This window comes from uncultured Vibrio sp., from assembly GCF_947488985.1.
Lineage (GTDB): Bacteria > Pseudomonadota > Gammaproteobacteria > Enterobacterales > Vibrionaceae > Vibrio.
The window spans coordinates 34,936-61,754 of sequence record NZ_CANLBV010000020.1 but is presented as its reverse complement, the minus strand read 5'-3'; the positions used below and the strand labels follow the sequence as shown (position 1 = coordinate 61,754).

Here is a 26,819-nt window from a genome sequence, read left to right as displayed (position 1 = left end):
GGGATATGGGTATCGAGATACAGACTACTTCTTCTTGAAGATAAAAGCGGCTTTCCCCGGAAAGCTGCGATGAACCAATAAAAAGGGCTGATATCCCTATCAACCCTTTTTATTGCTGTTTTAGCCTGGTTTACTGTTGCTTTAGCTTTACTTACATATGCGAGCTTGAGCATCGAGTAGCTGAGTATCCCACTCAAAGGTTGCAAACAACCTTAGCCAAGTCTCATCTAAGTTGGCCTTCATCACTAACTCCTTTTGTGTAAAAGGATGAATGAAGCGTAATTCAGACGCATGCAGCAACAAACGGTGCGAATCTAAATCATCACGAAACAGTCTATTGTGCTTACCATCACCATGTGAGGTATCACCAACAATTGGGTGTCTTAGGTGAGCCATATGACGACGCAGCTGATGTTTGCGACCCGTCTTTGGCATCATCTCAACCAAGCAGTAGCGGCTAGTCGGAAAACGCCCTGTTGAATATGGCACTTCGACTTTTGCTAGCGGTTCATAGACTGTCACCGCCTCTTGTGCTTCTTTGTCTTCTTTCGCGAACTTATCAGCGATCTTATCTAACTCAACCTTCAGCGCGTAATCGAGCGTATCGCCCTCTTCAATCCAACCACGAACAATTGCATGGTAAGTCTTTTGCATCTCATGGTTAGCGAACATTGGCATCACCTCAGAGGCAACCTCACTCGACAGAGCAAACACTAATACGCCAGACGTTGGGCGGTCTAAACGGTGCAGAGGAAAGACGTGCTGACCAATTTGATCACGCAGCGTTTGCATCACAAACTGCGTTTCATGTTTATCCAGCCACGAGCGATGCACTAACATACCGGCAGGCTTGTTCACCGCGACAAAAAACTCATCTTGATAAATGATCTCTAACATTACGCACATACCTCATCAATGCTCTGAATGGTCATCAGCAACTCAGCCTTATCAGACTCATTTTTCCACACTTCACCAAAATACGGATAAATCGCAAACCCCTTAGGTAAGTCCATTTGCGCCGCTATCATTGCGTTGATCTTAACGATAAATACCCACTGTAACCACTCTTGTGGTTGTAGGGTATCAATGGCAAAAGGTTCAACGCTTGCCAGAGCCTCGTTCGAAGGTGCAAGCGAGCCCCATAGCGAGCATTGGCGCATTTGTTGTTCTAATTGTTGAAGTAAAAGAGGTAACTTTGTGGCAGCTGTCATTTTTCACCAAGTTATTTATCGAGTGACCTTGAAATTGGCGCATAGAGTACCATCTATTGAGGAAAGAAAGTTAGGAGCTTATTACGATGGAAACCATTCACACGCTCACTCAGTTACTAAAAAATAGCGGTTGCCAGTACGATATCTACGACCTAGGTCGTCGCATCCAAAAGATCGACAACAGCTTATTCTCTGATGTTGAGCAAGGGAAACAGCCATACCCATTTCCACTCCAGAAACAAGCTCATTTAGCAATTTGCTACTGGAACGAACAAAAGCAGCCATGGATTTGGTTCCTGAAATTCAAACTGGATGAGCGAGGCCAGCTCAATCAAGCGGATGTGGGGAACTTCCTAAAGTTCGTATTAGAAGCAATGGGCACTCGCTTGAATGGCGAGATCAGCGAAGAACAACAAGAGAAGCTGTCAAATAACCCTTATACCTTTAAGCCTTCTGAAGACAAAATGGCGGTATTCCATAGCCAAGTAAGTGCTGGGTTAGGCCTTGCGACGAGCCAATACTATGAACACGCGCAACACTACTTCACTGGCGAGCTAGGCTGGGACAATTGGCAAACTGTGGGCCTACAAGGCATCACCGATATGTGTGCTCGCCTAGGCAGCCAACAAAATGGCGTCGCGATTCGCAAAGCATTGAACAAACTGCCATCAGAACCTCTATACGCAACATTAGGAGCGCTTGAGCATACGCCAATCAATGATAAACTCGCGCAACGCTTGTTAGAAATGGCTGAGAATGAAATCACCAATAAAGAACCGGATCTGTTCCTGCTTTCTGCGTTGGTGCGCGCCCTTTCAGGTGCAGAGCAAAGCATCACCAACTCAGTGGTTAACCAAGTGTTGGCAAGCCCACGCTTAAGCCATCAAGAATTATTGATTGGCTTGGCGGGTCGCAGCTGGCACGTGCTACAAGATCCGGCGATTGCCGAGCAATTCTTGTTGCGCTTGGCACAAACGGGCAATCAAAACCTGTTCAACCAGTTATTTGCAGATTTAGTGATGATTCCAGCATTGAGAATCGTCTTTTTGCCATTATTGAATTCAAACCCATCGCCAGAGCTGGCTAATGCGCTGATTAAATTACAGCAAGCGGCTAAGTCTCAATAGAAGAGCAGTTAGTTTTCCATAGAGAAGCAGCTAAATCACAATAGCTCGTAAAAACTCAAATCACGATTGGAATAGAGAGATAAAAGGAAGTATGGATTAAATGATAGAGAACTTATTGGCTATTTTGATGCTATGCTTCTTTTGCTTTTTGTTTTGGCAGCAGCGTCGGCAGTCTGAGCTAGCAAAAGCGGCGATTGCCAGAAAGTGTAAACAGCTCGACTTACAGCTGTTAAGCGTCGCTTTCAGTGGTCATAAGCTTAAGATGCGCCACGAACTCACCACGATTTGGCGCTGGCACACCGTGTATCAGTTTGAGTTTTCAGCACTAGGGGATGACTGTTACACAGGCAAACTCACCATGGTCGGTTTCCGCTCTATGCGGTTTGAGCTACAGCCTCATAGAATGTAACCTCACTATCCGCGCTGTATCGATACTCGAGATAAGGGCCAAACAGATCTTGTTTGGTCTCTTTCAATACAAAGCCTAGTCTTTCCAATAAGTTAATCGATGGAGAGTGACCCACATTCACCGTCGCAACAACATTGGTTAGCTGCTTTTCAAAACACACCAAGTTAAAAAACGGCTTGAGCACCTCACTTGCAAAGCCTTGCTTCCAATACTCTTTATCCAAAATAAAGCCTAGCTCGTGCTGACCGCCTTGAGATGAAACACAAAGGTGCCCTAGGTAGTCACGAGTTTGATTGTGGATAATCGCACGGCAAAAGCCAACGTTGTCTTGCAGTATCTCTTGAAACAGGTGCTTGGCTGAGGCTATCGAGTAGCGCCCATTCATTTGAGCACGATTAATGGGGCAGCAATTCAACTTAATGAAGTCATGTTGTAACTGGTCGGTATAGGGAACCAATACCGTTCTTGATGTGGCTATCGTCATATAACACTCCTTGTCTAAACCGTTAAACGGAGAAAGTGAATATGCAAATCGCAGGAAAAAGAAAAGCCCCGACACCGAAGTGTCAGGGCTAGGGTCTTACTTGCAGCAGTCCGGCTACGAATTAATGCTCCATGCATCATCCATAATAGTGGCTGTAATCCTTCAGCTCTATCCTTTACTTCGCCATCCTAGCGGTGTCCAATTCTTCCTGAAAGCTAACAATCCTAGTTAGCGCACATCACTTGTTCCGTGAGCGGTGTCCTTTACATCGTCCTGATGCTAATCCAACCCTTTAATCCTAAAGGTGTCCATTGTCACTCCGTTGCAGCTAACGTCCTGTTAACCGTTGTATCCGTACAATGTCCTTACGCTCCATGCTTGATCACTCAATCCTAAGTAACCAAACCTTCATCCTGAAGATAACCAAATCCTTGGTGCTTTCCTATTCCGTGTCAGCATCCTTCCGACAAGGTTTAATTTACGCGATTTAGGATTTGGGACAATAGATTGGCGTCACACTTTAATTGAGCTAAGTTGTTAATCATATAAAACAATTACAATTCAATCCCTTAACCACAACCCCATCAATCTCTCTAGGTTGATATTCGTGTTGTCTCACAGCGTTTGTAAGAGATCTCGCACACGCGATGGGCAGTTTTATGATTCGCTATCATTCACTAGAGCGAGTAAAATAACCAAAGATTAAAAATGGAGGTCAACATGCTTACCAAAGATGTTTCTGAAGAGTTGAAATCAGTGCTTGAAGGGCTGCAAGCACAAGGCAAAGAGCCAACCGTTGCGTTAGTTAAAGCTCGAATGAGCACACCGGTTCCAATGCCGGCGTTAATCACAACAATCAAGAGTTGGAAAAATGCCAATCGCGTTCCTAAGGTGGAAGTAGCGACCGCCGAAGAGCCAGCACTTGATCGCGTTAGCCAATTAGAAAAACAAATCCTTGCACTTACCGCTCGCGTCGCCACGCTAGAAGCCAAGTTAACTGAGTAATAAGCTATTGGACCAATAAGCTAACAGGTCAATAAGGCTACAGAAGCAATTAAGTTGACCGCTAAACAAGCTAACAGAGAAATAGAACACTATGAAGATATGGGTTGATGCGGACGCTTGTCCCAAGGTTATCCGAGAAACCATCGTACGTGCCGCTGAGCGAACCGGGGTTGAATGCACCTTTGTGGCAAACCACCTAGTGCCCGTTCCTAAGCGCAACAACATCCATTCTATTCAAGTCCCGAGCGGGTTTGATATTGCTGATGATGAAATTGTAAAGCGAACAGAGAAAGGCGATCTAGTGATTACCTCTGACATCCCATTGGCTGACGAAGTGATCACTAAAGGTGCACTGGCTCTTAGCTCTCGTGGTGAGCTTTACACTAAAGAGACCATCAAAGCACGCCTCAACATCCGTGACTTTATGGATACCATGCGTTCAAGCGGTATTCAAACCGGTGGACCAAGCTCACTGTCTCAAACCGATCGCCGAGAGTTCGCTAACCACCTCGATCGACTTTTAGCCAAACGCTAAGTCGAAAAAATAGCGAGACTGCATTCCCAGTTTGCTTATCGATTAAACGAAAAACTGCAATTGAACTGACCCCCAATAGTTGGACACCAATTATTGGGGGTCTTTTTGTGTCCAAGTACAGTCGAGCATTGAAGTGCTCTATTGCTAAACAATATCGACAAGGCGAGAGTTCATCCGAAGAGCTTTCTCGTCTTCATCCATACCATCACGTCAAATATGTTACTGGGCACAAGTGTTTGACATTCATGGGTTTCAGGCATAGAAAATATCAGAAAACTCTTGCAGACTGGGGGTTAACTCAAAGTATGTCGTGAAAGGAAACTGCTTAGATAATGCAGTAGCAGAGAGCTTCTTTGCCTTGCTGAAAACAGGAATGTACCATAATCAGTACTTTGAAGATGCGGATGACTTAATCGCACATATTGACGAATACATCGAGCCCGACCATACAAAACGCATCAAGGTGAAACAAAAAGGCCTGACTCCGATGGAATATCGAAATCAGGCCTTACAAGCTGCTTAACAGAAATGTCCAACTTTATGGGGTCACTTCAAATGCAGTTTTTATATCTATAAACAACAGCTTAAGCTTATTACTCTATAGCAGTTTGTTCTATAAATATTGGCTCTATAGCGATTATTTATAACTAAGGCGTGTAGTACGTTGCTGCACCTGGACCTACTGGTAGGCCAAATACGAATACCCAAACGTAGAACAATAAACTCCAACCAACCAAGAATACGATTGAGTATGGAAGCATAGTTGCAATCAGAGTACCGATACCTAAGTTCTTCATGTAACGCGTTGCTACAGCAAGGATAAGACCGAAGTAGCTCATCATTGGAGTAATGATGTTGGTTGTTGAGTCACCGATACGGTAAGCCGCTTGAATCGTTTCTGGTGCGTAGCCTACTAGCATTAGCATTGGAACGAAGATAGGTGCTGTTACTGCCCACTGAGCAGAAGCCGAGCCGATCATCAGGTTAATGACGCCACACATTAGGATGAATGCGAAGAACAACATTGGACCCGTTAGGCCGATATCCTGTAGGAACGTAGCACCTGCAACTGCGAATACTTGACCGAAGTTAGTCCAGCTGAAGAAAGCAACAAACTGAGCTGCAAAGAACACAAGAACGATGTACATGCCCATAGAAGACATAGACTTAGACATTGCATCAATAACGTCACGGTCAGTTTTTATTGTGCCGGTAACTTTACCGTAAACAAAACCTGGAACGGCGAAGAATACAAAGATAAAGGCTACGATACTTTTTAGGAACGGTGAGCCGGCAATAGTACCCGTTGCTGAGCGCAAAACACCATCTTCAGGAACAATCGTCCACGCAAGAAGTGCTGAAACAACCAGTACTGCGATACCTGCAAGCTTAAGGCCCTTCTTCTCAATGTCAGTAAGCTTACCCATTGAGTCATTAGATAAGTCTTCAGACGCTTCTTCGTCATTGTACTTACCTAGTTTTGGTTCAACAATCTTCTCAGTTACAAATGCACCTGCAATTGAGATAAAGAAAGTAGAAACAAACATGAAGTACCAATTTGATTCAGGGCCAACACTGTACGTAGGATCAAGCATTTGCGCAGCTGTTTCTGTAATACCAGAAAGCAGTGGATCAACCGTACCGATTAGAAGGTTTGCAGAGTAACCACCTGATACACCAGCAAAAGCTGCCGCTAGACCTGCTAAAGGGTGACGACCTAAAGAGTGGAACAGCATCGCGGCAAGAGGGATAAGTACCACATAACCAAGCTCAGATGCTGTATTAGAGATGATACCAGCAAAGACTACAGTTACCGTAACCAAGCGCTTAGATGCGCCCATTACTAGGCCACGCATTGCCGCAGACAGTAGACCTGAATGCTCAGCAATCGCTACACCTAGCAATGCAACAAGCACGGTACCAAGCGGAGCAAAGCCAACAAAGTTTTTAACGAGATTCGTTACGATAAGCTGTAAGCCTTCAGCATTAAGCAAGCTTACAACGTAGATCATGCCATCAGCGGAACGACCTGGCGATCCTTCTGGACGAGGATCCATAACTGATACTTCGAAATATCCAGCGATACCTGAAGTAACTATGATTGCAGCGCAGAAGATTGCGAACAAAGTGATTGGGTGGGGTAATAGGTTCCCCAAATACTCAACACCATCGAGAAAGCGGGTAAAAATAGGTTTCTTTGGTGCGTTATTTTTTATTGAAGCTGATGAACTCATCAGTTCCCTCCTTGTAGTTATTCCTGTGCAATTGTGACAAAAATGTTCACATCGCCAGCGCAGAGTACGCGACAAAACTATCAATTAGAAATTCAAAATGTTACAAAGTGTGTCCGCTTCGACACTTATTAACTTAAAAAGAACAAAACACAGCAAATAACACCACATATGAAATAAATGATAAAATTATAATTCAACATCACACATTCACCAACAACATAGACTTAAGGGTAAGCTACTGATTTAATGCACCATACAGAACAACATCTCCTATAATAAAATATAACTCGGAGATCAGCTTGCTTAGAGAAGTGACAAAATAAGACAAATAAATGAAGGCCAGCAGCGATCCGTTTTATTTACACTCAATTTACACAAATTGACTGTTTATTGGTGAACAGTGCTCGCAAGTGATTTGATAACAGTCCTCTTTATATAGACGACGCAGCTTTATATACATGCCGCAGCAGCCTCTGTATCAATCAGAAAAAAAAATGAATTTGTGGTACTTTCGCCTTAAACCAAAATTGAGATGAGCAATCATGTACTCGATAACTCCAGTAGGCCTTATTGAATCGCCTTATAAAGAGAAGTTCGCTGTGCCAAGGCAGCCTAGGTTGGTACCGACATCCACCTCAAGAATCAGGCTGGTGGGCACAGCAAACTGCCTAGAGTCCGTCCGCAATATCGAACAGTTTAGTCATGTGTGGTTGTTGTTCCTGTTCGACAAGAACCTTGCAGCAGGCTGGAAGCCAACCGTAAGACCGCCTCGCCTTGGCGGCAATGAGCGGATTGGTGTATTCGCGTCTCGAGCCACCTTCAGACCGAATGGGATTGGCATGTCTGCGGTTGAACTTAAAGGGGTCTCCCAAGAGAAGGGACAAACTTGGCTGGATCTCGGCAGCGTCGACTTAGTCGATGGCACACCGATCATCGACATCAAGCCTTATATCCCCTACTCAGATTCGATTCCCGATGCATTGGGAGGGTTTGCTGCCGATGAACCTGAAGTGCTCGACGTTAACTTTTCGCAGCAAGCGCAAAGTCAGCTCGCAAGCCATCCACAAGCGCGCCATATCATTCAGGTGATCAAAGAAGTATTAGGCCAAGATCCTCGCCCTGCCTATAAAAAAGGTAAGCCAGACAGTAAGGAGTATGCGGTAAATTTGTTCGATCTTAACGTGAAATTCGTGGTTGAAACGCTTTTCATCAATGTAACTGACATTGAACGCTTTTGAGATCCCAAATAGGCTGATATTATATGCGGCTATCAGATTTGCTGTGGTCACGAACGACAGCAAGTTTTCTTTTATCAATGATGAAACGGATACCATAGAATGCGTACCAGTAACTACCTTCTTTCTACTCTGAAAGAGACTCCAAACGACGCAGAAGTTATCAGCCACCAGCTGATGCTACGTGCAGGTATGATCCGTAAGCTAGCTTCAGGTTTATATACTTGGCTACCTACTGGTCTACGTGTACTGCGTAAAGTCGAAAATATCGTTCGCCAAGAGATCGATAATGCAGGTGCCGTTGAAATCTTGATGCCCGTAGTTCAACCGTTTGAGCTTTGGGAAGAGACTGGCCGCAGCGAAAAGATGGGCCCTGAGCTACTTCGTTTCACAGACCGTCACTCTCGTCCATTCGTTCTTAGCCCAACAGCGGAAGAAGTAGTGACGAGCCTAGTGCGTAACGAGATTAGCTCTTACAAACAGCTACCTCTAAACCTGTATCAAATCCAGACTAAATTCCGTGATGAGCGCCGCCCTCGTTTTGGCGTAATGCGTGCACGTGAATTCTCTATGATGGATGCATACAGCTTTGATATCGACAAAGAAGGCTTAGAAAAGTCTTACCAAGCGATGCACGATGCTTACTGTAAAGCATTCGACCGCATGGGCCTTGAATACCGTCCAGTATTAGCAGACTCTGGCGCAATCGGCGGCAGCGGCTCTCAAGAGTTCCACGTTCTCGCTGAAAGCGGCGAAGACCTAATCGCATTCTCTTCTGAATCTGATTACGCAGCAAACATCGAGAAAGCAGAAGCACTCGCTCCTACTGAAGAAGTTGCAGCGCCAACTCAAGAGATGGAACTGGTTGATACGCCAAACGCAAAAACAATTGCTGAGCTTGTAGAACAACACGGCCTAGCAATCGAGAAGACCGTTAAGACTCTATTCGTTAAAGCATCTGATGAAGTAGAAGCTGATATCATTGCTCTAATCATCCGTGGTGACCACGAGCTTAACGAAGTGAAAGCAGAAAACCTTCCACAGGTTGCTTCTCCACTAGAGATGGCTTCTGAAGAAGAAATCCGTGCACTTGTTGGTGCAGGTCCTGGTTCACTTGGCCCTGTTGGCCTAGAACTACCATTCATCGTTGACCGCTCTGTTGCTGTAATGAACGACTTCGGCGCTGGTGCAAACGTAGACGGCAAGCACTACTTTGGCATCAACTGGGGTCGTGACGTAGAGCTTGCTCAAGTTGAAGACCTACGTAACGTAGTTGAAGGTGACCTTAGCCCATGTGGTCAAGGTACTATCCAACTTAAGCGTGGCATCGAAGTTGGTCACATCTTCCAACTAGGTAATACTTACTCTAAAGCAATGAACTGTAACGTGCTTGGTCCTGATGGTAAGAGCGTAATCCTAGAAATGGGTTGTTACGGTATCGGTGTTTCACGTGTTGTTGCATCAGCTATCGAGCAAAATCACGATAAATTCGGTATCACTTGGCCAGACGCACTAGCGCCGTTCCAAGTTGCTATCGTACCAATGAACATGCACAAATCTGAGCGCGTTAAAGAAGCAGCTGAGAAGCTATATGCTGAATTAACCGCTATGGGTATCGAAGTACTATTTGATGATCGTAAAGAGCGCCCTGGTGTTATGTTTAAAGATATCGAGCTAGTGGGTATTCCTCACACTATCGTTATCGGTGATCGCAGCATGGACGAAGGTAACTTCGAATACAAAAACCGTCGTACTGGTGATAAAGAAGCTATCGCAATGGACACGGTTATCGAGCACCTTAAGGCTCAACTAGCTAATGTAGCTAAATAACTGAGTAACTGAGTAACTGAGTAACTGAGTAAGCCTATATTGACTCAATTTGTTACTTTATCTCATCTTAAAGATTAAAAGGCAGACATTCGCCTGTCTCTTATACACAAATCCCTAAGCCATGGCTTAGGTTTTTTTTTGAACTAATTTTAGTTTTCATGATCTGATCATCTAGACATAAAATATCCCCCCGTAGCACTGACCAGCTTGAATATAGTGCTGAACGGCATCGAATAAAATGAGATATTGAGCAAGGACAAACTAACCCTGATTCCACTTTGTTTTTACCTGTCGCTATCTGTATATTGAGATAAGTTATCATTTGGTTAGGTATAAAGATGAAAGTATACGATTGTTGTGATTTGGTACGTGAACTGTATTCTCAAATTGGCAGTGGCGATCAAGGCTATATCCCAAAAGCGATCACCTGTGCGGTTAAAACATTGAACGACCTTGCGGCTGATGAATCTCTTGCTAAAGAAACCCGCGAGCGTGCAGCATTTGCGGCGGCAAACCTACTGATCTCAGATTTCGAGGACTAATATGAATCTCGCGAACTTTGAAAAGATGGATCCGATCATGCTGATGAGTATCGTCAACATGAAGCTACGTGACGACTTCGGCGGGGATCTAGATCGTTTGGTTAATTTCTACGAGATCGACAAAGCGGCTTTAATGGCTAAACTCGCTTCTGCCGGTTTTGAGTATCTTGCCGAAGCTAAACAGTTTCGATAATGATTAAATACCGAGTTTGATACCCAAGGCCAACCCAGTGTTGGCCTTTTTTATGGCTGCAATCTAAGCAAAGCTACTCTCTAGCTATATACATTACCGGTCTGCGCTATACTTTTAGATCTTAGAATCAAATAATGCGGCTTGAATTAGAATGCGCTGATGTATAAGCTGAAGCCACAAAAAACACACAACACATTGCCTGACCTAATAAAAGTGAAAGGATTAACCATGAAAAAACTCGGATTTTTGGCTGTACTTACAGCCATACTCACTGCAGGTTGCACGACAAATTCTCAACAGGATCACTTTCGCGAAGCATCTTTTGAACTATGCAATACCGAAGTCGATGTTTACTCCGTCAGTCATGATGAAAGAATACGTATTGTCTGCTCTGATGGGTCTAAATTTGCCTTAGACAGCGAAGATACGCTAGAAATTATGCGTGATATCAATATCGACTACTGTGATGGTGAGGGCTTAGGTAAGTTTAATGAGAGCCGTAAATACTACTCGTTTAAGTGTAAATCCGGCACCCTGCTCAGTATCAAAAAATAGAATCAATATACACAAAACAACAAAGGGTTGATGTGCAAATATCAGCCCTTTTCGTACCCCGCCTTTCTGTATTCTCAGACAGCCCAACTCTCATACCTACAGATGTAAAAAAGGCCCCAAAAGGGACCTTTAAACTCTTTTCCAAGTAGATGAGCGAAGTTCAAAGAACTCCCACGGAGTTTGCGCTAGCAAATGAGTATGTGCGACACGAAAATTCGTTCACTCTACACTGAAAAAATTAAGCGTAAACCGGTAGACGCTTACAGATATTTAGTACTTTTGCTTTCGTCGCTTCGATAACAGACTCATCGCCTATGTTATCTAGGATGTCACACATCCAACCTGCTAGCTCTTTCGCGTCTGCTTCTGAGAAACCGCGACGAGTAATAGAAGGAGAACCAATACGAATACCAGAAGTCACGAACGGGCTGCGTGGATCGTTGGGTACTGAGTTCTTGTTCACAGTGATGTTCGCTGCACCGAGTGCTGCATCGGCTTCTTTACCTGTGATGTCTTTGTCGATTAGGTCAACGAGGAACAGGTGGTTCTCTGTTGAACCTGAAACGATGTTGTAGCCGCGTGCTAAGAATTCAGCCACCATTGCTTTTGCGTTAGCAACGACGCGAGCTTGGTATTCTTTGAACTCTGGCTCTAGAGCTTCTTTGAACGCTACTGCTTTACCAGCGATAACGTGCATTAGAGGACCACCTTGGCCGCCTGGGAACACTGCTGAGTTTAGCTTCTTGTACAGGTCTTCGCCTTCGTTAGACAAGATAAGACCACCACGAGGACCCGCAAGCGTTTTGTGCGTTGTTGTTGTTACCACGTGAGCGTGTGGCACTGGGTTCGGGTAAACGCCTGCAGCAATAAGACCCGCAACGTGAGCCATATCAACGAAGAAGTAAGCACCGACTTTGTCAGCGATTTCACGCATGCGCTTCCAATCACACACTTGAGAGTAAGCAGAGAAACCACCGATGATCATCTTAGGTTTGTGCTCGATAGCAAGTGCTTCCATCTCGTCGTAATCGATTTGACCGGCTTCATCGATACCGTAAGGAATGATGTTGTAAAGCTTACCAGAGAAGTTTACTGGAGAACCGTGAGTTAAGTGACCACCGTGCGCTAGGCTCATGCCTAAAACGGTATCGCCAGCATTCAGTAACGCCATGTAGACAGCGTTGTTTGCTTGAGAACCTGAGTGAGGTTGTACGTTTGCGTATTGAGCGCCAAACAGCTCACATGCACGTTCGATTGCTAACGTTTCAACTTTATCTACGTACTCACAGCCACCGTAGTAACGCTTACCAGGGTAGCCTTCAGCGTATTTGTTCGTAAGTTGAGAGCCTTGCGCTTCCATTACACGTGGGCTTGTGTAGTTTTCTGAAGCGATAAGTTCGATATGCTCTTCCTGACGAAGAGTTTCTTCTTGGATAGCTGCGAATAGATCCGCATCGTAATCAGCAATGTTCATGTCACGCTTTAGCATCTGTATCTCCTGACTCAGATTGTACTGAAAGTTTCAAAAAAACCACACAACGACCGAAAGCAAACGTTTCCGTCACCGCTTTGATGTGACGTATTCTACATAAATTGATCTAGGTCATAAAGCGCTATTTGCACTTTTATCATGCGGTTTTTTCATAATCACAAATAAGGTTTATCATGGTTATTGAGCTTATCCAACCAAAGATAATACTTACTGTCAATTTTACGCTTTACACCCTGTAAAACGCAGATTACATAGGTTTACCTTAATTTCGTTCCTCTAGCTACCGAAAAGTAAGGTTTTTCTCTACTATGCAAGCCTTTATTGGCTAGGTAATTATTAAAACGATGGAAAAACACTCACGGAAAGAGGATTGGATTGCAATCCTTACTGGCACGTTTTTAGTGGCGTTAGGCGTGTTCTTTTTACAGTCAGCGAATCTGCTAACTGGAGGTACGACTGGTTTAGCCCTGCTTTTAAATCAATTTTTGCCAGTAACCTTTGGTACTTTATACTTTATCGCTAATTGCCCCTTCTATTTATTGGCCTGGAAACGATTTGGGCGTAGCTTTGCCATTAGCAGTGCGATTTCTGGCGCTTTGGTGTCTGTGTTTGCCGATAACTTACACTTAGTGATTTCATTAGAAGTACATAATGAAATGTACAGTGCTGTGGCAGGAGGGTTATTGATGGGCTTAGGTATGCTCATTCTGTTCCGTCATCGCTCAAGCTTGGGTGGCTTCAACGTATTATGCTTGTTCATTCAAGATCGTTACGGTATCTCAGTAGGAAGAACCCAGATGGGTATCGATGCTTGTATTCTGTTTGCCTCCTTCTTCTTTGTATCACCTTGGATAATTGCCGTTTCGGTATTGGGCACTGCGGTATTGAACATCGTATTGGCAATGAACCATAAGCCAACTCGCTACTCAGTCAAGTACGCCTCTTAATATCAGCGAACGCATGGTGGACGTTAACGCTCCCTCAAAGGAGATGAGAACGAACATACTCTATTGAGAAATGACGGGGCTCCATAAGATACGTGCGCTGCTTGCAAGGGGAAAGGAGATAAGTGCAAAAGGATAAGAAAAGTGAGGGCGGCTCCCTCACTTAGCGACTTGTAAGCCTAATGGTCAACCAAGGCTTACTTGCGACAGTTTTTATAGATAACACGCCCAAGCTCAAGGCGTGCATTGTCACCTTTAGCATACAAAATCACACGGTTGATCAGTTCAGATGTGCCATCATCTAAAATGTACTTAATACCCGACCCCGCAGGGATCTGAGTCAAACGATACTCATGCTTAGGTAAACGTAGCACCGCCTTCTCATTCTCAAGATAAGCAACATCAAAGGAAGTATCAGACTCACATTGATAGGTCACAAATCCTTCATCTGAGATGGCATTATCCGGCGCTGCTGATTTTGAGCACCCAACTAACGCCAATGTACATAAAGATGCCATAAACATAGCTTTCATACTGCGTCCCTCGCCTTTACATAGTGAGCGGTGTCTATCTACTTTTATCTATGTCTATTATAGCCATCCATGCAAATAAGTACGCCCTAGATTATTCGCCTTTCAAGAATGCTGGTACATCTTTAATGCTATCAAGTACCACGCTCGCCAGTGCCTCACCTTTATCCGTAACTGGCTTGCCTGTTCTGACTAAGACTTTCGTGCCGATACCTGCCGCTTCTGCTGCCATCATGTCTTCCGCTTTATCACCAATCATCACAGAGTTAGCCATATCAATCTTCAGAAAGTCACGCGCAGAAATAAACATGCCAGGCTTAGGTTTACGACATTCACAATCTTGCTTGTAGTCACCAATACCATGTTCAGCATGGTGAGGACAGTAGTAGATACCATCAAGCTCTACGCCACTGTCAACAAAGTTCCAATCCATCCACTGCGTTAGAGAGAGAAAACGATCTTCACTAAACATACCACGAGCAATACCAGATTGGTTGGTGACGAGCACCAATAAGTAGCCCATATCTTTAAACGCTTTTGCCGCTTCAAACACACCATCGATGTATTCAAAGTCATGCTCATCATGGACGTAGCCATGATCAACGTTAATCACACCATCACGATCTAAAAAAACAGCAGGTTTAGACAAAATTTTATTCTCTATCAACTCTCTATTAATCATTAATTATTACACGCTTTATTTGCTTCATCACTATCTATTTGGTGCTGCGTTAATTCACGATTTATTCTGAGCAACCTATAGATTCGACGTTTAGACGTCTAGACGTAAAAATATCTATTGACTTAGATCATAGAACACCATAGCATCGTCTGTAAATCGAGCGAGCTATCGATATATTATTCTGTTCTACCTGCACGAGTTTCTCTATGATTAAAGTGAATCAAGTCAACAAGGTTTTTTATCAAGGCACTAAAGAAATCAATGCCTTAATTGATATCAACCTCCACATCCCTCAAGGCCAAATCTTTGGCGTCATCGGTTCTTCAGGTGCGGGTAAAAGTACCCTGATTCGTTGTGTGAATATGTTGGAAGCCCCAACCACTGGTGAAGTGATTGTTGACGGTATTGACCTCACCAAATTGAGCAAATCAGAGCTAAGTGAAGCTCGCCGTAACATCGGCATGATTTTTCAGCACTTCAATCTGTTGTCTTCTCGTACGGTATTTAACAACGTCGCACTGCCTTTAGAGCTTGCTGGTCAAGATAAAGCGCAAATAGAAAAGAAAGTGAGTGAGTTACTGAAACTGGTCGGTCTTGCAGATAAGCGGGATACCTACCCTGCAAACTTGAGCGGCGGTCAGAAGCAGCGTGTCGCAATTGCTCGCGCGCTAGCGTCAGATCCAAAAGTCCTGCTTTGTGATGAAGCGACCAGTGCCCTAGATCCGGCAACCACTCAATCAATCCTTGAGCTACTGCGTGAAATCAACCGCAAGCTGAATATTACTATCTTGTTGATCACGCACGAGATGGATGTGGTTAAAAGCATCTGCCATGAAGTTGCGATCATCGGCGGCGGCGAACTGGTAGAGAAAGGCACGGTGGGAGAGATCTTTGCCCACCCTAAAACAGAGCTTGCACATCAGTTCATTCGTTCAACGCTCGACCTTTCTATCCCTGAAGATTACCAAGCGCGTTTGCAAGAAACTCGCGTATACGGCAGCTACCCATTGGTGCGTCTTGAGTTTACCGGAGCAACGGTTGATGCTCCGCTGATGACGCAAATTGCTCGCAAGTTCAATATCGATGTCAGTATCTTAAGCTCTGACCTCGATTACGCAGGCGGTGTAAAATTCGGCATGATGGTGGCTGAGATATTCGGCAATGAATCCGATGATACTGCGGCGATTCAATTCCTACGTGACAACAATGTAAAAGTAGAGGTACTTGGCTATGTCCTTTAGTTTCAATGAGATCGCTGACTGGATCAGCCTTAACGGAAACCTTCTATTAGGCGCTACTGGCGAAACGCTTTACATGGTTGCGGTTGCCGGCATTGTTGGTTTTGCCGTCGGTATCCCATTAGGCGTGATTTTACACACCACCAAGAAAGGTGGGCTACTAGAAAACACTCAACTCAACAAGATTCTTGGTGCGGTTGTCAATGTCGGTCGTTCTGTGCCTTTCTTGGTATTGATGGTCGCAATCATCCCACTGACTAAGATGCTGATCGGGACCTTCATTGGTACGACCGCCGCGATTGTTCCACTGACCATCGGTGCGATCCCATTTGTTGCTCGACTGATTGAAAGCGCACTGCTTGAAGTGCCATCAGGTTTGGTCGAAGCCGCTCAATCTATGGGCGCAACACCTACTCAGATCATCAACAAGGTTCTGCTTCCTGAAGCCATGCCAACGATCATTAACTCCGTCACTATCACGCTAGTGACTCTGGTGAGCTACTCAGCCATGGCTGGAACCGTTGGTGGTGGTGGCTTAGGTGATGTGGCGATTCGCTACGGATTCCACCGCTACGATGTGACCATCATGGCCGTGACGGTAGTAATGCTGATTGTACTAGTACAAATTATTCAATCAATCGGTGATTCATTAGTGCGCCGTGTTGACCACAGATAAAGACTCACACATAAAGATTAGAGTCATCTGAAGCAAATTAAATAGATTTATTAAAAGGAGATTATTATGAAATTTAGCCTTAAAGGTTTACTTACTATCGCAGCTGCTGCTTCAGCGCTGGTTCTAGCCGGTTGTGGTGATAAAGAAGTCGATACTTCTAAAGTAAAAGTGGGCGTGATAGCTGGTGCTGAAGCACAAGTTGCAGAAGTTGCTGCTAAAGTCGCAAAAGAGCAGTACGGTTTGGATGTTGAACTGGTGACTTTTACCGATTACGTAACACCAAACGCAGCCCTAGATGATGGCTCTATCGATATCAACGCATTCCAACATGCACCGTATCTAGATCAACAAGTGGCTGACCGTGGCTACAAGCTAACTATCGCTGGTAACTCATTTATTTACCCAATTGCTGGCTACTCAAAAGAAATCAAGTCGATTGACGAGCTGCAAGATGGCGCGCGTATTGCGGTACCAAACGATCCAACTAACCTAGGTCGTTCGCTATTGCTTCTTGAGCAGCAAGGCCTGATTGAGCTTCGTGAAGGCGCAGGTCTGCTAGCGACGGTACGTGACATCGTGAGTAATCCAAAGAGTCTCACGATTGTTGAACTTGATGCAGCTCAACTACCACGCTCGCTTGATGATGTTGCTCTGTCTGTTATCAACACAACATACGCAAGCTCTATCAACCTAACTCCACAAAAAGATGGTGTATTCGTTGAAGATAAAGACTCTCCATATGTAAACCTTATTGTTTCTCGTGAAGATAACCTAAACGCAGAAAACGTACAGAACTTCGTTAAAGCTTACCAAACTGAAGAAGTGTACAACGCAGCTTATGAGATCTTCCAAGGTGGCTTAGTGAAAGGTTGGTAACTTCCCCTATTTGCACCCTATTGATACGCTAGTAACGAAATTAATGCGCAAATAACGAAAAAGCCGATATATGTCCATATCGGCTTTTTTATTGTCTTCGACCCGCTGAGCACTCGGATACGACTACTTGAGGTGATCCCAAGAGATGTTTGACACCAAGCGGCAGTCATCACACTTGAAATAGAAAATATCGTGGATTGGTGCATCAAGCAGCCATTCTCCCCCACATTGCGGGCATTTACGCTCTTTTTCATCTTTCAGGCTGATCCCACCAACACGGTATAGGTAGTAGTAGGTTGGCACCTTAGTCAGATATTCAATACGCCCTCTTAGACCCCAACCGCGTTTAAACAGCACACTCTTAGTATCACTGATCTCGGTTAGCGTTGCGTGTTCAGCGCGACACCCTCCCCCCATTTGTACTTCATCACAGGCTTGCCATTCTGTCTGCCATTTCAATACCGCTTTATGGTCGCCATTGAATGTCGGTGGATTACGATACAAAGGGATTGGTAGCAAGCTATCGCCACTGCGCAGCGGCGAACAGGTATGCACGAATGTGGTGTATAACACCTGCCAGCTTGGCGTTTCATCTTCTGCCACTTCTTCTGAGTTCAGATCTCTACCTAGCAAACGCATTTTAGGCGCAAGTAAACTCGCGTTAGATAAGCGATCAAAACACACTTTCACAAAGTCTGAGTGATTGCGCGGATGCAAACTGTCTTGCTCCGGGCACACAACGCGAACGAAGAACTCGCCTTCGCCCATCACGATTGGAAACTCACGACCTAACACTTGTCCGTTATAGCGCAGTGCGTCCATTAAGCCATTCACCGCCTTGTCGACAGCGCTGACCGTTGTATTATCAAAACACTCAAATTGCAGTTCTAGTACGTACATCTATTTATACCGCTGGTTGTAACTTTTCTAAGAACTCGGCCAATGTCTCAGCCAAGACATCACGATTTTTGGTGCCTAGGCGCTCCAAAATTACGTTACCCGTTAGGTTACAGATAGAGATAACATCCAACTCGGCATCGGTCGCGGCGATGAAAACCGTAGGCTTTAGCTTCAAACGGCGCTGAGTCACTAGGTGACCTAAGATGTTTTCTTGTAGGCATTCGAAGTCTTCATCACTCCAAATCTGTAACAGAGTCAGTTCATTACCGTCAAAGGTCGCATTCATATCGGCGCTGTATTGTGCGCCGTAGAAGATTTTAATGTCTTCATGCAGTGTCAGCTCAATACCGGTTTCAACATTGCTGAAATCCGCGTGCTGCTCACGTGGATAGTGTTTCCATAACACGGCATCACCGCTCTTTTCTTCTACACATGGCGATACGATGCCCACCAACTCCTCGTTGCGAGGTAAGCTTTGGTGGTGCTGTTGCCATGCGTCAACGTATCGCTGACTGAAAGAACCGAGTGCGTCTTGAGCACGTTGAGTCATGAAAATCTCCTAAACACAAAATAATAAATAGAATCCGAGCCCTTTCCGCACCGATTAAGCGATGACTTAATGACAGGATAATAGGGATTCAGTAAAATCGACCCTATTCTAATCGAATTTGAAACGAAAGTATGAGCAAATATTCTGACGCAAAAGAGCTAGCGGGTTTAACCCTTGGCCAAAAAACTGAGTACTCTAACCAATACGATGCAAGTTTATTGCAACCAGTACCTCGCAGCCTTAATCGTGATGATCTGGCACTAAATGGTGAGTTGCCTTTTGTTGGCCATGATATTTGGACCATGTACGAGCTTTCGTGGCTAAACACCAATGGCCTGCCACAAGTCGCTGTCGGTGAAGTTTTCATCCCAGCAACCAGCCCCAATTTAATCGAATCAAAATCTTTTAAGCTGTATCTGAACAGCTACAACCAGACTCAATTTGAAAACTGGGATCAAGTCACTGAGCGCCTGACCCAAGATTTGTCGGCATGTGCAGGCGAAACTGTGATGGTGAATGTAAACTCAGTCACCGACTACACTAACCAGCCTATCGTGACGATGGAAGGTGACTGTATCGACAACCAAAACATCCAAATCACTAGCTACGACTTTGAAGCATCACTGCTTGAAGGCGCAGCGGGCGAGCTCGAAGTTGAAGAAACTCTGCATAGCCACCTATTGAAATCGAACTGTTTGATCACTAACCAACCCGATTGGGGCAGCGTTGAGATCGCATATTCAGGTAAGCAGATAGACCGTGAAGCACTGCTACGCTATTTAGTGTCTTTCCGTGAGCACAACGAATTCCACGAACAATGTGTTGAGCGCATCTTCACTGACATCATGAAATACTGTGCGCCATCGAAGCTAACCGTGTTCGCTCGTTACACGCGTCGTGGTGGTCTGGATATCAACCCATATCGTTCAACAGAGCAAGATAGACCAAGTCACAATAAACGTATGGCGCGTCAATAATCAGGCACGATCCACCCACAATTATTTGAACCTACCTCATCTTTAAAGGGACATTAAAATGCGTTGGTTATACGTTGTCAGCCTATTTATTTTCAGCTTAAGCACCTCGGTCAATGCGTCGGTGTACTCATCGGCGCTACTTAACGAAGCCAATAATGTAGTTGAGATTGAGCCGGGACAAGCAAAAAAAATGGCAAACAGCTACCTAGCGCTGCGTGTCCTTTCAGATCAAAGCGATAAAACACCTTCAGCAATTTCTCGCGAAGAATCAGAGTCATTAATCCGAACACCCAATAGCAGCATTGATGCCTATAAGATCTTAGCCAGAGCGGAATACCGACTTGGCGATACTCTTGCGGCACTTCAGTACCTAGACCAAGCCTCTGAGTTAGCTGAAACTTATAATCTTGAGTATCTCAAGATCGACCTCAAAATCCTCAAAGTTCGATTACTTTGGCTAAGCGACGGGCAGTCATCAGCAGCCAAAACAGAGCTCAGCAGCATCGAAGAGAATTTAGAGTCGATAGATAAGACCTTACGCCTAGCAGAAGGCATCACCTATCGCCTTGTCATGTTAAAAGCAGAAATTGCCTCTTATGAGAATAATATTGATGAGGCCGAGCTGTACTATCAAGAAGCAAAGCGCTATCTAGAACAACGCAACTCTGAAAAAGTCACTATCGACTACCATATTGCTGTCGGTGAGTTCTATCTAACCCATCAGGAATACAACCATGCACTATCCGAGTTATTGTACGCTTATTGGAAATCAGTAGAAGGCAACTTGAGCTCACGACTGGCCAAGGTCAACCGTTTGATCGCGAGACTATTCCTAGAGCGACAAATATTAGATAAGGCCCTAGAGCATCTATCGCAAGCTGCCGATTTTTACGATAACTTTGAAAGCTCTCCTATCTTAGCGAGAGTGCTAAAAAAGATGGGGGATATCTATTATACCCAAGGGAAATACAACCTTGCTCTGGTGTATTTTTTCAACGTCCTCGATCATGAAAGCACCGACCGAGATATACACCAAGTCATTGATATCCGTCTAAGTTTATCAGCGACTTACTTACGCCTGTATAACTATCCACTGGCAGAACAATACCTAACACGCGCACTTAAGTTACTGAAAAAAAATAACATACCAAATCTTCAAGCGCGCGCTGAGCTGTTATCAGCTGGCCTAGCGTATCAAATGCAAGAAGGCGAACATGTGATTGAGCATGCGACACGAGCCCTAGAGATATCTCGTCAAGTCGATGATATACATTTGTCTCAGCTTTCATACCAATTACTTTCGTTCGGCTATGAACAAACCGGCCGCCCTCAGCAAGCTTTATCTAACCTCAAAAAATACAACAATTTAGTATCTTTGGAGCAGCAAAATCTCAACTTAATTGGCCAAGATGCATTCCGCCAACAGAAAGAATTTGCCGAGCAAACGTTGCACTATTCTGGTCAAGAGCAGGAGCTTGAGAAGTATAAATTGGAACATCGTAAATTCCAGAACATCGCGTTTTCGTTGTTCTTGTTCAGCGTTATATTGTTCTTCTTTGTGCTGCGCCGAGGTTACCTGATCCAAACCTTAGACAAAAAAGTCGATTCACTGAGTACCGACCTCTTTACGCACTCACGCTCAAAGCTTCCGAACTTGAGAATGCTCAATGCTAAACTCTCAAATTCTTTAGAGCAAACTAGCCAAACCTTCGAACAGTGGCAACTGGGGGAGTTAATTCACGAACCGCTCAACGACCGTTTACGCTTCGTGATGATTGATTTGCCGTTCCTACGCAACATGTACACCCAAAATGGTTACAAGGCTGGTTTAGAACTCGAAAGTGCCTTTGGTGAGTTCCTAAAATCAAAGCTTGAAGGACCGGCTCGTATATACCATTTTTCGGATGCGAATCTACTGTATATCGAACCCAATTCCGACCGAAATGCGTCACCTGAGGTCATGTTCAGAAAGATTCAATCTTGGATAGAGAGCTTCGAGACGCAACGCAATATCAACCGAACCATCCGTATGGGTATCGCAGACTACCCGTTCCTGCCGCGCGCTTATACGGCGATTAACGACCAAGAGTTGCTGGATGTGCTGTTGATGTCGACCAATCTTGCACGTGAAATCAGCATTAAAGAGCGCACCAGCCAATGGGTGTACTTAAAGGCTATCGACAATGCACCCGCAGCGAGTCTTGCGGCTGATAATATAAGAGAAGCATGTAAACATGCGATTAATCAAGGGTTAATAAAAGTACAATCTTCATATCAGAATGAGGACAATATCAAAAAAATGCTAAAAGATGGCTAGTTTAAGGGCGATTAACACTGGCAGTTGGTGACCTTATTTTCAGTTTTGTTATTATCGCTGTAATGACATTTCATCTCGATAATCGTAGTCGAACTACGCGGCGCTAATCTAATATCTATGGCCACTCTCGAAAAAGACATTCAAGCGCAGCTTCATCAACTAAAACTTCAGTTGGAACAAAGCCGCTTGACTCAGAGGGACACTTCGTTCAAGTTCATCAGAGAACAAAAAGTTCTAAAACGTATCGTGACGTCTTTAAGTGATGCCTGCGTTGGAACGAACAGCCATTTAGATAACAATCTGATCGCCCTTAAGGAAGAGCTAGAAAAACAGAAAGACATTAGCTCAATGATCCCCCAACTGGCTGTTTTAGAAAGGATGCTCAAGCAGAAAACATTGGCTATGGATAAACAGAATGAACATCTAGACGATAGCATTAAGCACAGCGGAGAAACGCTACAGCGCATCACTGGGCTTCCGGCGCAGTTAAAGCGCGATCTGAGAAACTTACTCAGTTTCTCAGAGTGTAATGGCAGCCAAAAAGTCGACCATGCGATGAAGTTGCTCAGTATTTATGAGCGAGCCATCAAGATCATGGCCAACAACTCGCGCACCCATTTTTCCGACATGGCTCAATCTCCTGAGCAAGAACTCCTTTCCGAGCTATCAACAGAATTACAACACCTGATCACCGAACTCGACTTCGAAGGTGAGTCTGGCGATCTACTGATCGATATTCGAGCAAAATTACTGCTGGGCACATCCTCGCAAAATCTACTTGAGTTGGCGCTGCACATCCTGAAACTGGTTATTGAAGGCACCAATTTAGAGCGTAAAAAGTCGGAACACTTTATTGTTCAGCTCAATGCCTCGTTATCTGCGAGTATAAAGACCGCAGACCAAAACGCCGATCAAAGCCAAAGCTACTTTGAACACCGCCAAGGGCTTAACTCTGAGCTCAGTAGCTTGGTAGTCAAGAGCCAAGAGTCGATCGATAAAGCGAAAGACATTGATACGCTTAAACGCTCGATTAACCCGCTGCTCAGTGAGATTGCTTCTCTATCTGAAAGGCTCAATCATGCTGAGCAAAAAGAGCAAGCTCTGATAGAGCGAATGAGTTACGGCAAGACTCAATTAGATTCACTTTATGAAGTGACCCAAGACTACCGTAAGCGCCTTGAAGATCAGGCTCAGCGGATGCTGCTCGACCCATTGACTAAGGTCTACAATCGTACCGCTTTCACTGATCGCCTGGAGCTTGAGTATCGCCGCTGGATCCGTGCCCAACACTCACTGCGAGTTGTACTGCTCGACATCGACAATTTCAAAGCGATTAACGATAGCTTTGGTTATACCGCCGGGGATAAAGCACTCAAAATCATCGCAAGAACCATTACCAAAGAAGCCGGTACCACCGATACCGTGGCACGCTTTTCTGGTGAAGAGTTTATTTTACTGCTGCCCGAGCAAACCGATGAATATTGTCATCAGGTGATTCAAAACATCCAGACTCAAGTGAGTCGCTTGCCCTTTAAATTCCGTGATCAACAAATTACGATCACCTTGTGTGCTGCCAGTACTCAGTTTAAAGAGTCAGATACACCAGAAGAAGTGTTAGAACGACTCAATAAAACACTCAACAAAGCAAAGCAACGCGGTAGTAACCAACGGGTTTGGCACTAAGTCACTTCTAGAATTAGTTTATTATATTTTTTTCGAACACTTATCACATACCATTTCCCTCAAGGTTTGCTAAGCTAATAGTTCACATTCGCTTAACAAGTATATGGTTAACTCTCTCGCCTTTAACCAAACTCTTTCAACGTTTGCTTGCCACTCTCGAGCCTGAGGGTCAACTTAACGTCCCCCTGCTCTTTTCAACAAGGAGGCACTATGATCACTCATATCAGCCCAGCCGGTAGCATGGATTTACTCTCTCAACTTGAAGTTGAGCGCCTTAAGAAAACCGCATCTAGTGATCTTTACCAACTGTACCGTAACTGCACACTCGCGGTGCTCAACTCGGGTAGTCACACCGACAACTCCAAAGAGTTGCTCGACAAATATCAGTCGTTTGATGTCGAAGTGGTGCGCCGTGAGCGCGGTATCAAGCTCGAACTGAGCAATCCACCAGAGCATGCCTTTGTAGATGGTGAAATCATTAAAGGTATCCAAGAACACCTATTTTCAGTGCTGCGTGACATTGTCTACGTCAATATGCACCTTGCAGACAACCAAAAACTGAATCTCACCAATGCCACCCACATTACCAACCTCGTGTTTGGTATTTTAAGAAATGCAGGCGCACTAACACCGGGCATCGAGCCTAACCTGATCGTATGCTGGGGGGGACACTCAATTAATGCCAACGAATACCAATACACTCGCGAAGTGGGTAATGAGCTTGGTCTACGTGAACTGAACATCTGTACAGGATGTGGACCGGGAGCAATGGAAGGGCCAATGAAAGGGGCAGCCATTGGTCACGCTAAGCAGCGCTATACCGATCATCGTTACTTGGGACTTACCGAGCCTTCAATCATTGCTGCAGAGCCACCCAACCCGATCGTGAACGAACTGGTAATCATGCCTGATATCGAAAAGCGCCTTGAAGCATTTGTTCGTATGGCACATGGCATTATCATCTTCCCTGGAGGCCCCGGTACGGCTGAAGAACTACTGTATATATTAGGGATCATGATGCACCCGAATAACGCCGACCAACCAATGCCGATTGTGTTAACCGGCTCAAAAGAGAGTGAGGATTATTTCCGATCTATCGATAAATTCATCGGTGAGACCTTAGGGGAAGAGGCTCAAAAGCACTATGAGATCGTGATTGATGATCCAGCACGCGCTGCGAAAATTATGAAGCAAGCGATGCCTGATGTGCGCTCTCACCGTAAAGAGATTGGCGATGCATACAGTTACAACTGGTCACTGCATATTGAGCCAGAGTTCCAACTGCCCTTCGACCCGACCCATGAATCTATGGCGGCGCTCGACCTACATATGGATCAAAAAACCGAAAGTCTCGCGGCTAATTTACGGAAAGCGTTTTCAGGCATTGTTGCAGGCAATGTCAAAGCTGAAGGGATTCTGGAGATAGAGCAACACGGCCCATTCCTAATTGATGGCGACACAGCCCTCATGAGCAAAATGGATCAACTGCTGAATGACTTTGTTGAGCAACATCGCATGAAACTACCAGGCAGTACGGACTACGTGCCTTGCTATAAAATTATGCCTCGCAGCGAATAACAACAAGTCATGACGTTTACGTCACCAACGTTTCAACTCACCAAGTGATACGTTACTATAAGGGGCTAGCTGCCCCTTATTTATTGCCTATTTAGTGGAAACTTATGTCTATCCATCTTGTTATTATCGATGCCTTGAATCTCATCCGACGCGTACACTCTGCTCAGCCGGACCCAACCGATATTGCAAGAACCATCACCACTACTGCTCGAACTCTTAATCGCATCTTAAAAGAATCAAAGCCAACCCATATCATTGCGGTGTTTGATCATCATTTACAAGATCGAGGCTGGCGCGCTGAAGTCCTTCCTGCCTACAAGCAAAACCGCAAGCCAATGCCCGAACCATTAATGAAAGGCCTTGATGCGATCCAACAAGCTTGGTGGGAGTTAGGCATTGATTCACTGCTGTCTGATGGTGATGAAGCGGATGATCTAGTGGCAACACTGGCAAAGAAAGTGGCTGACCACGGAGAAACCGTCACCATCATCTCGACAGATAAGGGCTATTGCCAACTGTTGTCACCAACGCTACAAATCCGTGACTACTTTCAGCACCGTTGGCTAGATAAACCTTTTATCGAAGCCGAATTTGGCGTAAAGCCTGAGCAGCTTGCTGATTATTGGGGCTTAACGGGCGTCAGCTCTAGCCAAGTGCCAGGCATTCCGGGAGTCGGACCTAAAGCTGCCAAAGAAATATTGACCACTTACCCAAATATTGAGGCCGCATTCCAAGCAGAAGACCTGCCGAAAAAGTATCGTAAGAAATTCGATGAACATATTGAGTCTGCCCGCCTATGCAAGCAAGTCTCAGCACTCAAAACAGACATTGATTTGGGCTTTAACCTGCAAGATATTCGCTACGAGTCTCAGTCTTAATTAACGTCATCAACCTCATTTATTTGTATTTATTTGTCTAAACCGCATTGACCCGTCTAAATAGCACTAACCTTCGTTATACGCCAAAGACAAAAAATGCTCCTTATAGGAGCATTTTCTTTATCACTGCCACTAACG

General features: G+C 44.8%; 28 protein-coding genes. 19 read left to right on the top strand and 9 right to left on the bottom strand.

What is annotated here, in order from left to right; genetic code table 11:
• Positions 1-147: 147 nt before the first annotated feature.
• Both truC and Q1A70_RS06985 read right to left on the bottom strand, forming a co-directional pair.
• On the bottom strand, positions 148-906 hold the full coding sequence (gene truC, locus Q1A70_RS06990) for a tRNA pseudouridine(65) synthase TruC (RefSeq protein ID WP_299688406.1): 759 nt from the start codon (positions 904-906) through the stop codon (positions 148-150).
• Entirely contained in the window at positions 897-1,211 is a 315-nt protein-coding gene (locus tag Q1A70_RS06985; protein ID WP_299688403.1) for a YqcC family protein, read from the bottom strand. The genes truC and Q1A70_RS06985 overlap by 10 nt, the downstream gene beginning before the upstream one ends.
• Before the next feature lie 86 nt (positions 1,212-1,297).
• Between Q1A70_RS06985 and Q1A70_RS06980 the strand changes: the two genes are divergently transcribed.
• Positions 1,298-2,338 (top strand): DUF3549 family protein, encoded by a 1,041-nt coding sequence (locus tag Q1A70_RS06980; protein ID WP_299688400.1) that lies wholly within the window; start codon positions 1,298-1,300, stop codon positions 2,336-2,338.
• Positions 2,339-2,438: 100 nt separating this feature from the next.
• Complete coding sequence (locus tag Q1A70_RS06975) at positions 2,439-2,747, top strand: DUF3301 domain-containing protein (protein ID WP_299688397.1); 309 nt, start codon at positions 2,439-2,441, stop codon at positions 2,745-2,747.
• Here the strand turns inward: Q1A70_RS06975 and Q1A70_RS06970 are convergent.
• Positions 2,713-3,231 (bottom strand): GNAT family N-acetyltransferase, encoded by a 519-nt coding sequence (locus tag Q1A70_RS06970; RefSeq protein ID WP_299688394.1) that lies wholly within the window; start codon positions 3,229-3,231, stop codon positions 2,713-2,715. The genes Q1A70_RS06975 and Q1A70_RS06970 overlap by 35 nt on opposite strands.
• 720 nt (positions 3,232-3,951) lie before the next feature.
• On the opposite strand from Q1A70_RS06970, the gene Q1A70_RS06965 reads away from it, so the two are divergent.
• The 3 genes from Q1A70_RS06965 (at position 3,952) to Q1A70_RS06955 (ending at position 5,294) form a co-directional block, all read left to right on the top strand.
• Positions 3,952-4,236 carry a hypothetical protein gene (locus tag Q1A70_RS06965; protein WP_299688391.1) on the top strand — a complete coding sequence of 95 codons (285 nt, stop codon included), beginning with the start codon at positions 3,952-3,954 and terminating at the stop codon, positions 4,234-4,236.
• Between the two features lie 91 nt (positions 4,237-4,327).
• Positions 4,328-4,771 (top strand): YaiI/YqxD family protein, encoded by a 444-nt coding sequence (locus tag Q1A70_RS06960; protein ID WP_299688388.1) that lies wholly within the window; start codon positions 4,328-4,330, stop codon positions 4,769-4,771.
• A 310-nt stretch (positions 4,772-5,081) separates the two neighbouring features.
• Positions 5,082-5,294: an IS3 family transposase gene (locus Q1A70_RS06955; protein WP_299688385.1), complete on the top strand. Its 213-nt coding sequence runs from the start codon at positions 5,082-5,084 to the stop codon at positions 5,292-5,294.
• Positions 5,295-5,418: 124 nt separating this feature from the next.
• Here the strand turns inward: Q1A70_RS06955 and Q1A70_RS06950 are convergent, their stop codons facing one another.
• On the bottom strand, positions 5,419-7,005 hold the full coding sequence (locus tag Q1A70_RS06950; RefSeq protein WP_299688382.1) for an AbgT family transporter: 1,587 nt from the start codon (positions 7,003-7,005) through the stop codon (positions 5,419-5,421).
• 542 nt (positions 7,006-7,547) lie between these two features.
• On the opposite strand from Q1A70_RS06950, the gene tsaA reads away from it, so the two are divergent.
• From tsaA to Q1A70_RS06925, 5 genes are all read left to right on the top strand, one after another.
• A complete protein-coding gene (tsaA, locus tag Q1A70_RS06945) occupies positions 7,548-8,243 on the top strand; it encodes a tRNA (N6-threonylcarbamoyladenosine(37)-N6)-methyltransferase TrmO (RefSeq protein ID WP_299688380.1) in 696 nt (231 codons plus the stop codon).
• A gap of 99 nt (positions 8,244-8,342) precedes the next feature.
• The gene (locus Q1A70_RS06940) at positions 8,343-10,070 is read left to right on the top strand and encodes a proline--tRNA ligase (protein WP_299688377.1); all 1,728 of its coding nucleotides are present in this window, start codon (positions 8,343-8,345) and stop codon (positions 10,068-10,070) included.
• Between the two features lie 338 nt (positions 10,071-10,408).
• The gene (locus tag Q1A70_RS06935; protein ID WP_299688374.1) at positions 10,409-10,612 is read left to right on the top strand and encodes a YaeP family protein; all 204 of its coding nucleotides are present in this window, start codon (positions 10,409-10,411) and stop codon (positions 10,610-10,612) included.
• Between the two features lies 1 nt (position 10,613).
• A complete protein-coding gene (locus Q1A70_RS06930) occupies positions 10,614-10,805 on the top strand; it encodes a DUF4250 domain-containing protein (protein ID WP_299688371.1) in 192 nt (63 codons plus the stop codon).
• A gap of 228 nt (positions 10,806-11,033) precedes the next feature.
• Complete coding sequence (locus Q1A70_RS06925; RefSeq protein WP_299688368.1) at positions 11,034-11,360, top strand: hypothetical protein; 327 nt, start codon at positions 11,034-11,036, stop codon at positions 11,358-11,360.
• A gap of 238 nt (positions 11,361-11,598) precedes the next feature.
• Here Q1A70_RS06925 and glyA read toward each other — a convergent pair whose 3' ends face one another.
• Positions 11,599-12,849: a serine hydroxymethyltransferase gene (glyA, locus tag Q1A70_RS06920; RefSeq protein WP_299688365.1), complete on the bottom strand. Its 1,251-nt coding sequence runs from the start codon at positions 12,847-12,849 to the stop codon at positions 11,599-11,601.
• 347 nt (positions 12,850-13,196) lie between these two features.
• Between glyA and Q1A70_RS06915 the strand changes: the two genes are divergently transcribed.
• The gene (locus Q1A70_RS06915; protein ID WP_299688362.1) at positions 13,197-13,799 is read left to right on the top strand and encodes a YitT family protein; all 603 of its coding nucleotides are present in this window, start codon (positions 13,197-13,199) and stop codon (positions 13,797-13,799) included.
• A 194-nt stretch (positions 13,800-13,993) separates the two neighbouring features.
• Here Q1A70_RS06915 and Q1A70_RS06910 read toward each other — a convergent pair whose 3' ends face one another.
• Positions 13,994-14,329, bottom strand: coding sequence for an MliC family protein (locus Q1A70_RS06910; protein ID WP_299688360.1), 336 nt, complete (start codon positions 14,327-14,329; stop codon positions 13,994-13,996).
• A gap of 91 nt (positions 14,330-14,420) precedes the next feature.
• Positions 14,421-15,008, bottom strand: a complete 588-nt coding sequence (gene gmhB / locus Q1A70_RS06905) for a D-glycero-beta-D-manno-heptose 1,7-bisphosphate 7-phosphatase (RefSeq protein WP_299688357.1) — start codon at positions 15,006-15,008, stop codon at positions 14,421-14,423.
• A 206-nt stretch (positions 15,009-15,214) separates the two neighbouring features.
• On the opposite strand from gmhB, the gene metN reads away from it, so the two are divergent.
• From metN to Q1A70_RS06890, 3 genes are all read left to right on the top strand, one after another.
• Positions 15,215-16,249, top strand: a complete 1,035-nt coding sequence (gene metN, locus Q1A70_RS06900) for a methionine ABC transporter ATP-binding protein MetN (RefSeq protein WP_299688354.1) — start codon at positions 15,215-15,217, stop codon at positions 16,247-16,249.
• Complete coding sequence (locus Q1A70_RS06895; protein ID WP_299688351.1) at positions 16,239-16,922, top strand: methionine ABC transporter permease; 684 nt, start codon at positions 16,239-16,241, stop codon at positions 16,920-16,922. Before metN ends, Q1A70_RS06895 begins: the two co-directional genes overlap by 11 nt.
• Before the next feature lie 66 nt (positions 16,923-16,988).
• Positions 16,989-17,798: a MetQ/NlpA family lipoprotein gene (locus Q1A70_RS06890; protein ID WP_299688348.1), complete on the top strand. Its 810-nt coding sequence runs from the start codon at positions 16,989-16,991 to the stop codon at positions 17,796-17,798.
• Positions 17,799-17,921: 123 nt separating this feature from the next.
• Here the strand turns inward: Q1A70_RS06890 and Q1A70_RS06885 are convergent, their stop codons facing one another.
• Positions 17,922-18,698, bottom strand: a complete 777-nt coding sequence (locus tag Q1A70_RS06885) for a Zn-ribbon-containing protein (RefSeq protein ID WP_299688346.1) — start codon at positions 18,696-18,698, stop codon at positions 17,922-17,924.
• A gap of 4 nt (positions 18,699-18,702) precedes the next feature.
• Positions 18,703-19,248, bottom strand: a complete 546-nt coding sequence (syd, locus tag Q1A70_RS06880; RefSeq protein WP_299688343.1) for a SecY-interacting protein — start codon at positions 19,246-19,248, stop codon at positions 18,703-18,705.
• Between the two features lie 131 nt (positions 19,249-19,379).
• Between syd and queF the strand changes: the two genes are divergently transcribed.
• The 5 genes from queF to xni all read left to right on the top strand — a co-directional run bounded on the left by queF (position 19,380) and on the right by xni (position 26,681).
• Positions 19,380-20,225 carry an NADPH-dependent 7-cyano-7-deazaguanine reductase QueF gene (gene queF, locus Q1A70_RS06875; RefSeq protein WP_299688340.1) on the top strand — a complete coding sequence of 282 codons (846 nt, stop codon included), beginning with the start codon at positions 19,380-19,382 and terminating at the stop codon, positions 20,223-20,225.
• 58 nt (positions 20,226-20,283) lie between these two features.
• A complete protein-coding gene (locus Q1A70_RS06870) occupies positions 20,284-22,542 on the top strand; it encodes a tetratricopeptide repeat protein (RefSeq protein ID WP_299688337.1) in 2,259 nt (752 codons plus the stop codon).
• A gap of 117 nt (positions 22,543-22,659) precedes the next feature.
• Positions 22,660-24,225: a GGDEF domain-containing protein gene (locus tag Q1A70_RS06865; protein WP_299688334.1), complete on the top strand. Its 1,566-nt coding sequence runs from the start codon at positions 22,660-22,662 to the stop codon at positions 24,223-24,225.
• A 210-nt stretch (positions 24,226-24,435) separates the two neighbouring features.
• On the top strand, positions 24,436-25,803 hold the full coding sequence (gene ppnN / locus Q1A70_RS06860) for a nucleotide 5'-monophosphate nucleosidase PpnN (protein WP_299688331.1): 1,368 nt from the start codon (positions 24,436-24,438) through the stop codon (positions 25,801-25,803).
• Between the two features lie 104 nt (positions 25,804-25,907).
• Positions 25,908-26,681 carry a flap endonuclease Xni gene (gene xni, locus Q1A70_RS06855; RefSeq protein ID WP_299688328.1) on the top strand — a complete coding sequence of 258 codons (774 nt, stop codon included), beginning with the start codon at positions 25,908-25,910 and terminating at the stop codon, positions 26,679-26,681.
• Positions 26,682-26,819 lie beyond the last annotated feature (138 nt).

What these genes read in the sequence shown, in the direction of transcription:
- Q1A70_RS06895 (WP_299688351.1), top strand. Translation starts at nt 16,239, where the DNA reads ATGTCCTTTAGTTTCAATGAGATCGCTGACTGGATCAGCCTTAACGGA.
- queF (WP_299688340.1), top strand. Translation starts at nt 19,380, where the DNA reads ATGAGCAAATATTCTGACGCAAAAGAGCTAGCGGGTTTAACCCTTGGC.
- Q1A70_RS06940 (WP_299688377.1), top strand. Translation starts at nt 8,343, where the DNA reads ATGCGTACCAGTAACTACCTTCTTTCTACTCTGAAAGAGACTCCAAAC.
- glyA (WP_299688365.1), bottom strand. Translation starts at nt 12,849, where the DNA reads ATGCTAAAGCGTGACATGAACATTGCTGATTACGATGCGGATCTATTC.
- Q1A70_RS06975 (WP_299688397.1), top strand. Translation starts at nt 2,439, where the DNA reads ATGATAGAGAACTTATTGGCTATTTTGATGCTATGCTTCTTTTGCTTT.
- Q1A70_RS06870 (WP_299688337.1), top strand. Translation starts at nt 20,284, where the DNA reads ATGCGTTGGTTATACGTTGTCAGCCTATTTATTTTCAGCTTAAGCACC.
- xni (WP_299688328.1), top strand. Translation starts at nt 25,908, where the DNA reads ATGTCTATCCATCTTGTTATTATCGATGCCTTGAATCTCATCCGACGC.
- Q1A70_RS06965 (WP_299688391.1), top strand. Translation starts at nt 3,952, where the DNA reads ATGCTTACCAAAGATGTTTCTGAAGAGTTGAAATCAGTGCTTGAAGGG.
- Q1A70_RS06890 (WP_299688348.1), top strand. Translation starts at nt 16,989, where the DNA reads ATGAAATTTAGCCTTAAAGGTTTACTTACTATCGCAGCTGCTGCTTCA.
- metN (WP_299688354.1), top strand. Translation starts at nt 15,215, where the DNA reads ATGATTAAAGTGAATCAAGTCAACAAGGTTTTTTATCAAGGCACTAAA.
- Q1A70_RS06980 (WP_299688400.1), top strand. Translation starts at nt 1,298, where the DNA reads ATGGAAACCATTCACACGCTCACTCAGTTACTAAAAAATAGCGGTTGC.
- Q1A70_RS06985 (WP_299688403.1), bottom strand. Translation starts at nt 1,211, where the DNA reads ATGACAGCTGCCACAAAGTTACCTCTTTTACTTCAACAATTAGAACAA.
- Q1A70_RS06950 (WP_299688382.1), bottom strand. Translation starts at nt 7,005, where the DNA reads ATGAGTTCATCAGCTTCAATAAAAAATAACGCACCAAAGAAACCTATT.
- syd (WP_299688343.1), bottom strand. Translation starts at nt 19,248, where the DNA reads ATGACTCAACGTGCTCAAGACGCACTCGGTTCTTTCAGTCAGCGATAC.
- Q1A70_RS06910 (WP_299688360.1), bottom strand. Translation starts at nt 14,329, where the DNA reads ATGAAAGCTATGTTTATGGCATCTTTATGTACATTGGCGTTAGTTGGG.
- Q1A70_RS06915 (WP_299688362.1), top strand. Translation starts at nt 13,197, where the DNA reads ATGGAAAAACACTCACGGAAAGAGGATTGGATTGCAATCCTTACTGGC.
- tsaA (WP_299688380.1), top strand. Translation starts at nt 7,548, where the DNA reads ATGTACTCGATAACTCCAGTAGGCCTTATTGAATCGCCTTATAAAGAG.
- Q1A70_RS06935 (WP_299688374.1), top strand. Translation starts at nt 10,409, where the DNA reads ATGAAAGTATACGATTGTTGTGATTTGGTACGTGAACTGTATTCTCAA.
- Q1A70_RS06930 (WP_299688371.1), top strand. Translation starts at nt 10,614, where the DNA reads ATGAATCTCGCGAACTTTGAAAAGATGGATCCGATCATGCTGATGAGT.
- Q1A70_RS06970 (WP_299688394.1), bottom strand. Translation starts at nt 3,231, where the DNA reads ATGACGATAGCCACATCAAGAACGGTATTGGTTCCCTATACCGACCAG.
- truC (WP_299688406.1), bottom strand. Translation starts at nt 906, where the DNA reads ATGTGCGTAATGTTAGAGATCATTTATCAAGATGAGTTTTTTGTCGCG.
- Q1A70_RS06865 (WP_299688334.1), top strand. Translation starts at nt 22,660, where the DNA reads ATGGCCACTCTCGAAAAAGACATTCAAGCGCAGCTTCATCAACTAAAA.
- Q1A70_RS06960 (WP_299688388.1), top strand. Translation starts at nt 4,328, where the DNA reads ATGAAGATATGGGTTGATGCGGACGCTTGTCCCAAGGTTATCCGAGAA.
- gmhB (WP_299688357.1), bottom strand. Translation starts at nt 15,008, where the DNA reads ATGATTAATAGAGAGTTGATAGAGAATAAAATTTTGTCTAAACCTGCT.
- ppnN (WP_299688331.1), top strand. Translation starts at nt 24,436, where the DNA reads ATGATCACTCATATCAGCCCAGCCGGTAGCATGGATTTACTCTCTCAA.
- Q1A70_RS06885 (WP_299688346.1), bottom strand. Translation starts at nt 18,698, where the DNA reads ATGTACGTACTAGAACTGCAATTTGAGTGTTTTGATAATACAACGGTC.
- Q1A70_RS06925 (WP_299688368.1), top strand. Translation starts at nt 11,034, where the DNA reads ATGAAAAAACTCGGATTTTTGGCTGTACTTACAGCCATACTCACTGCA.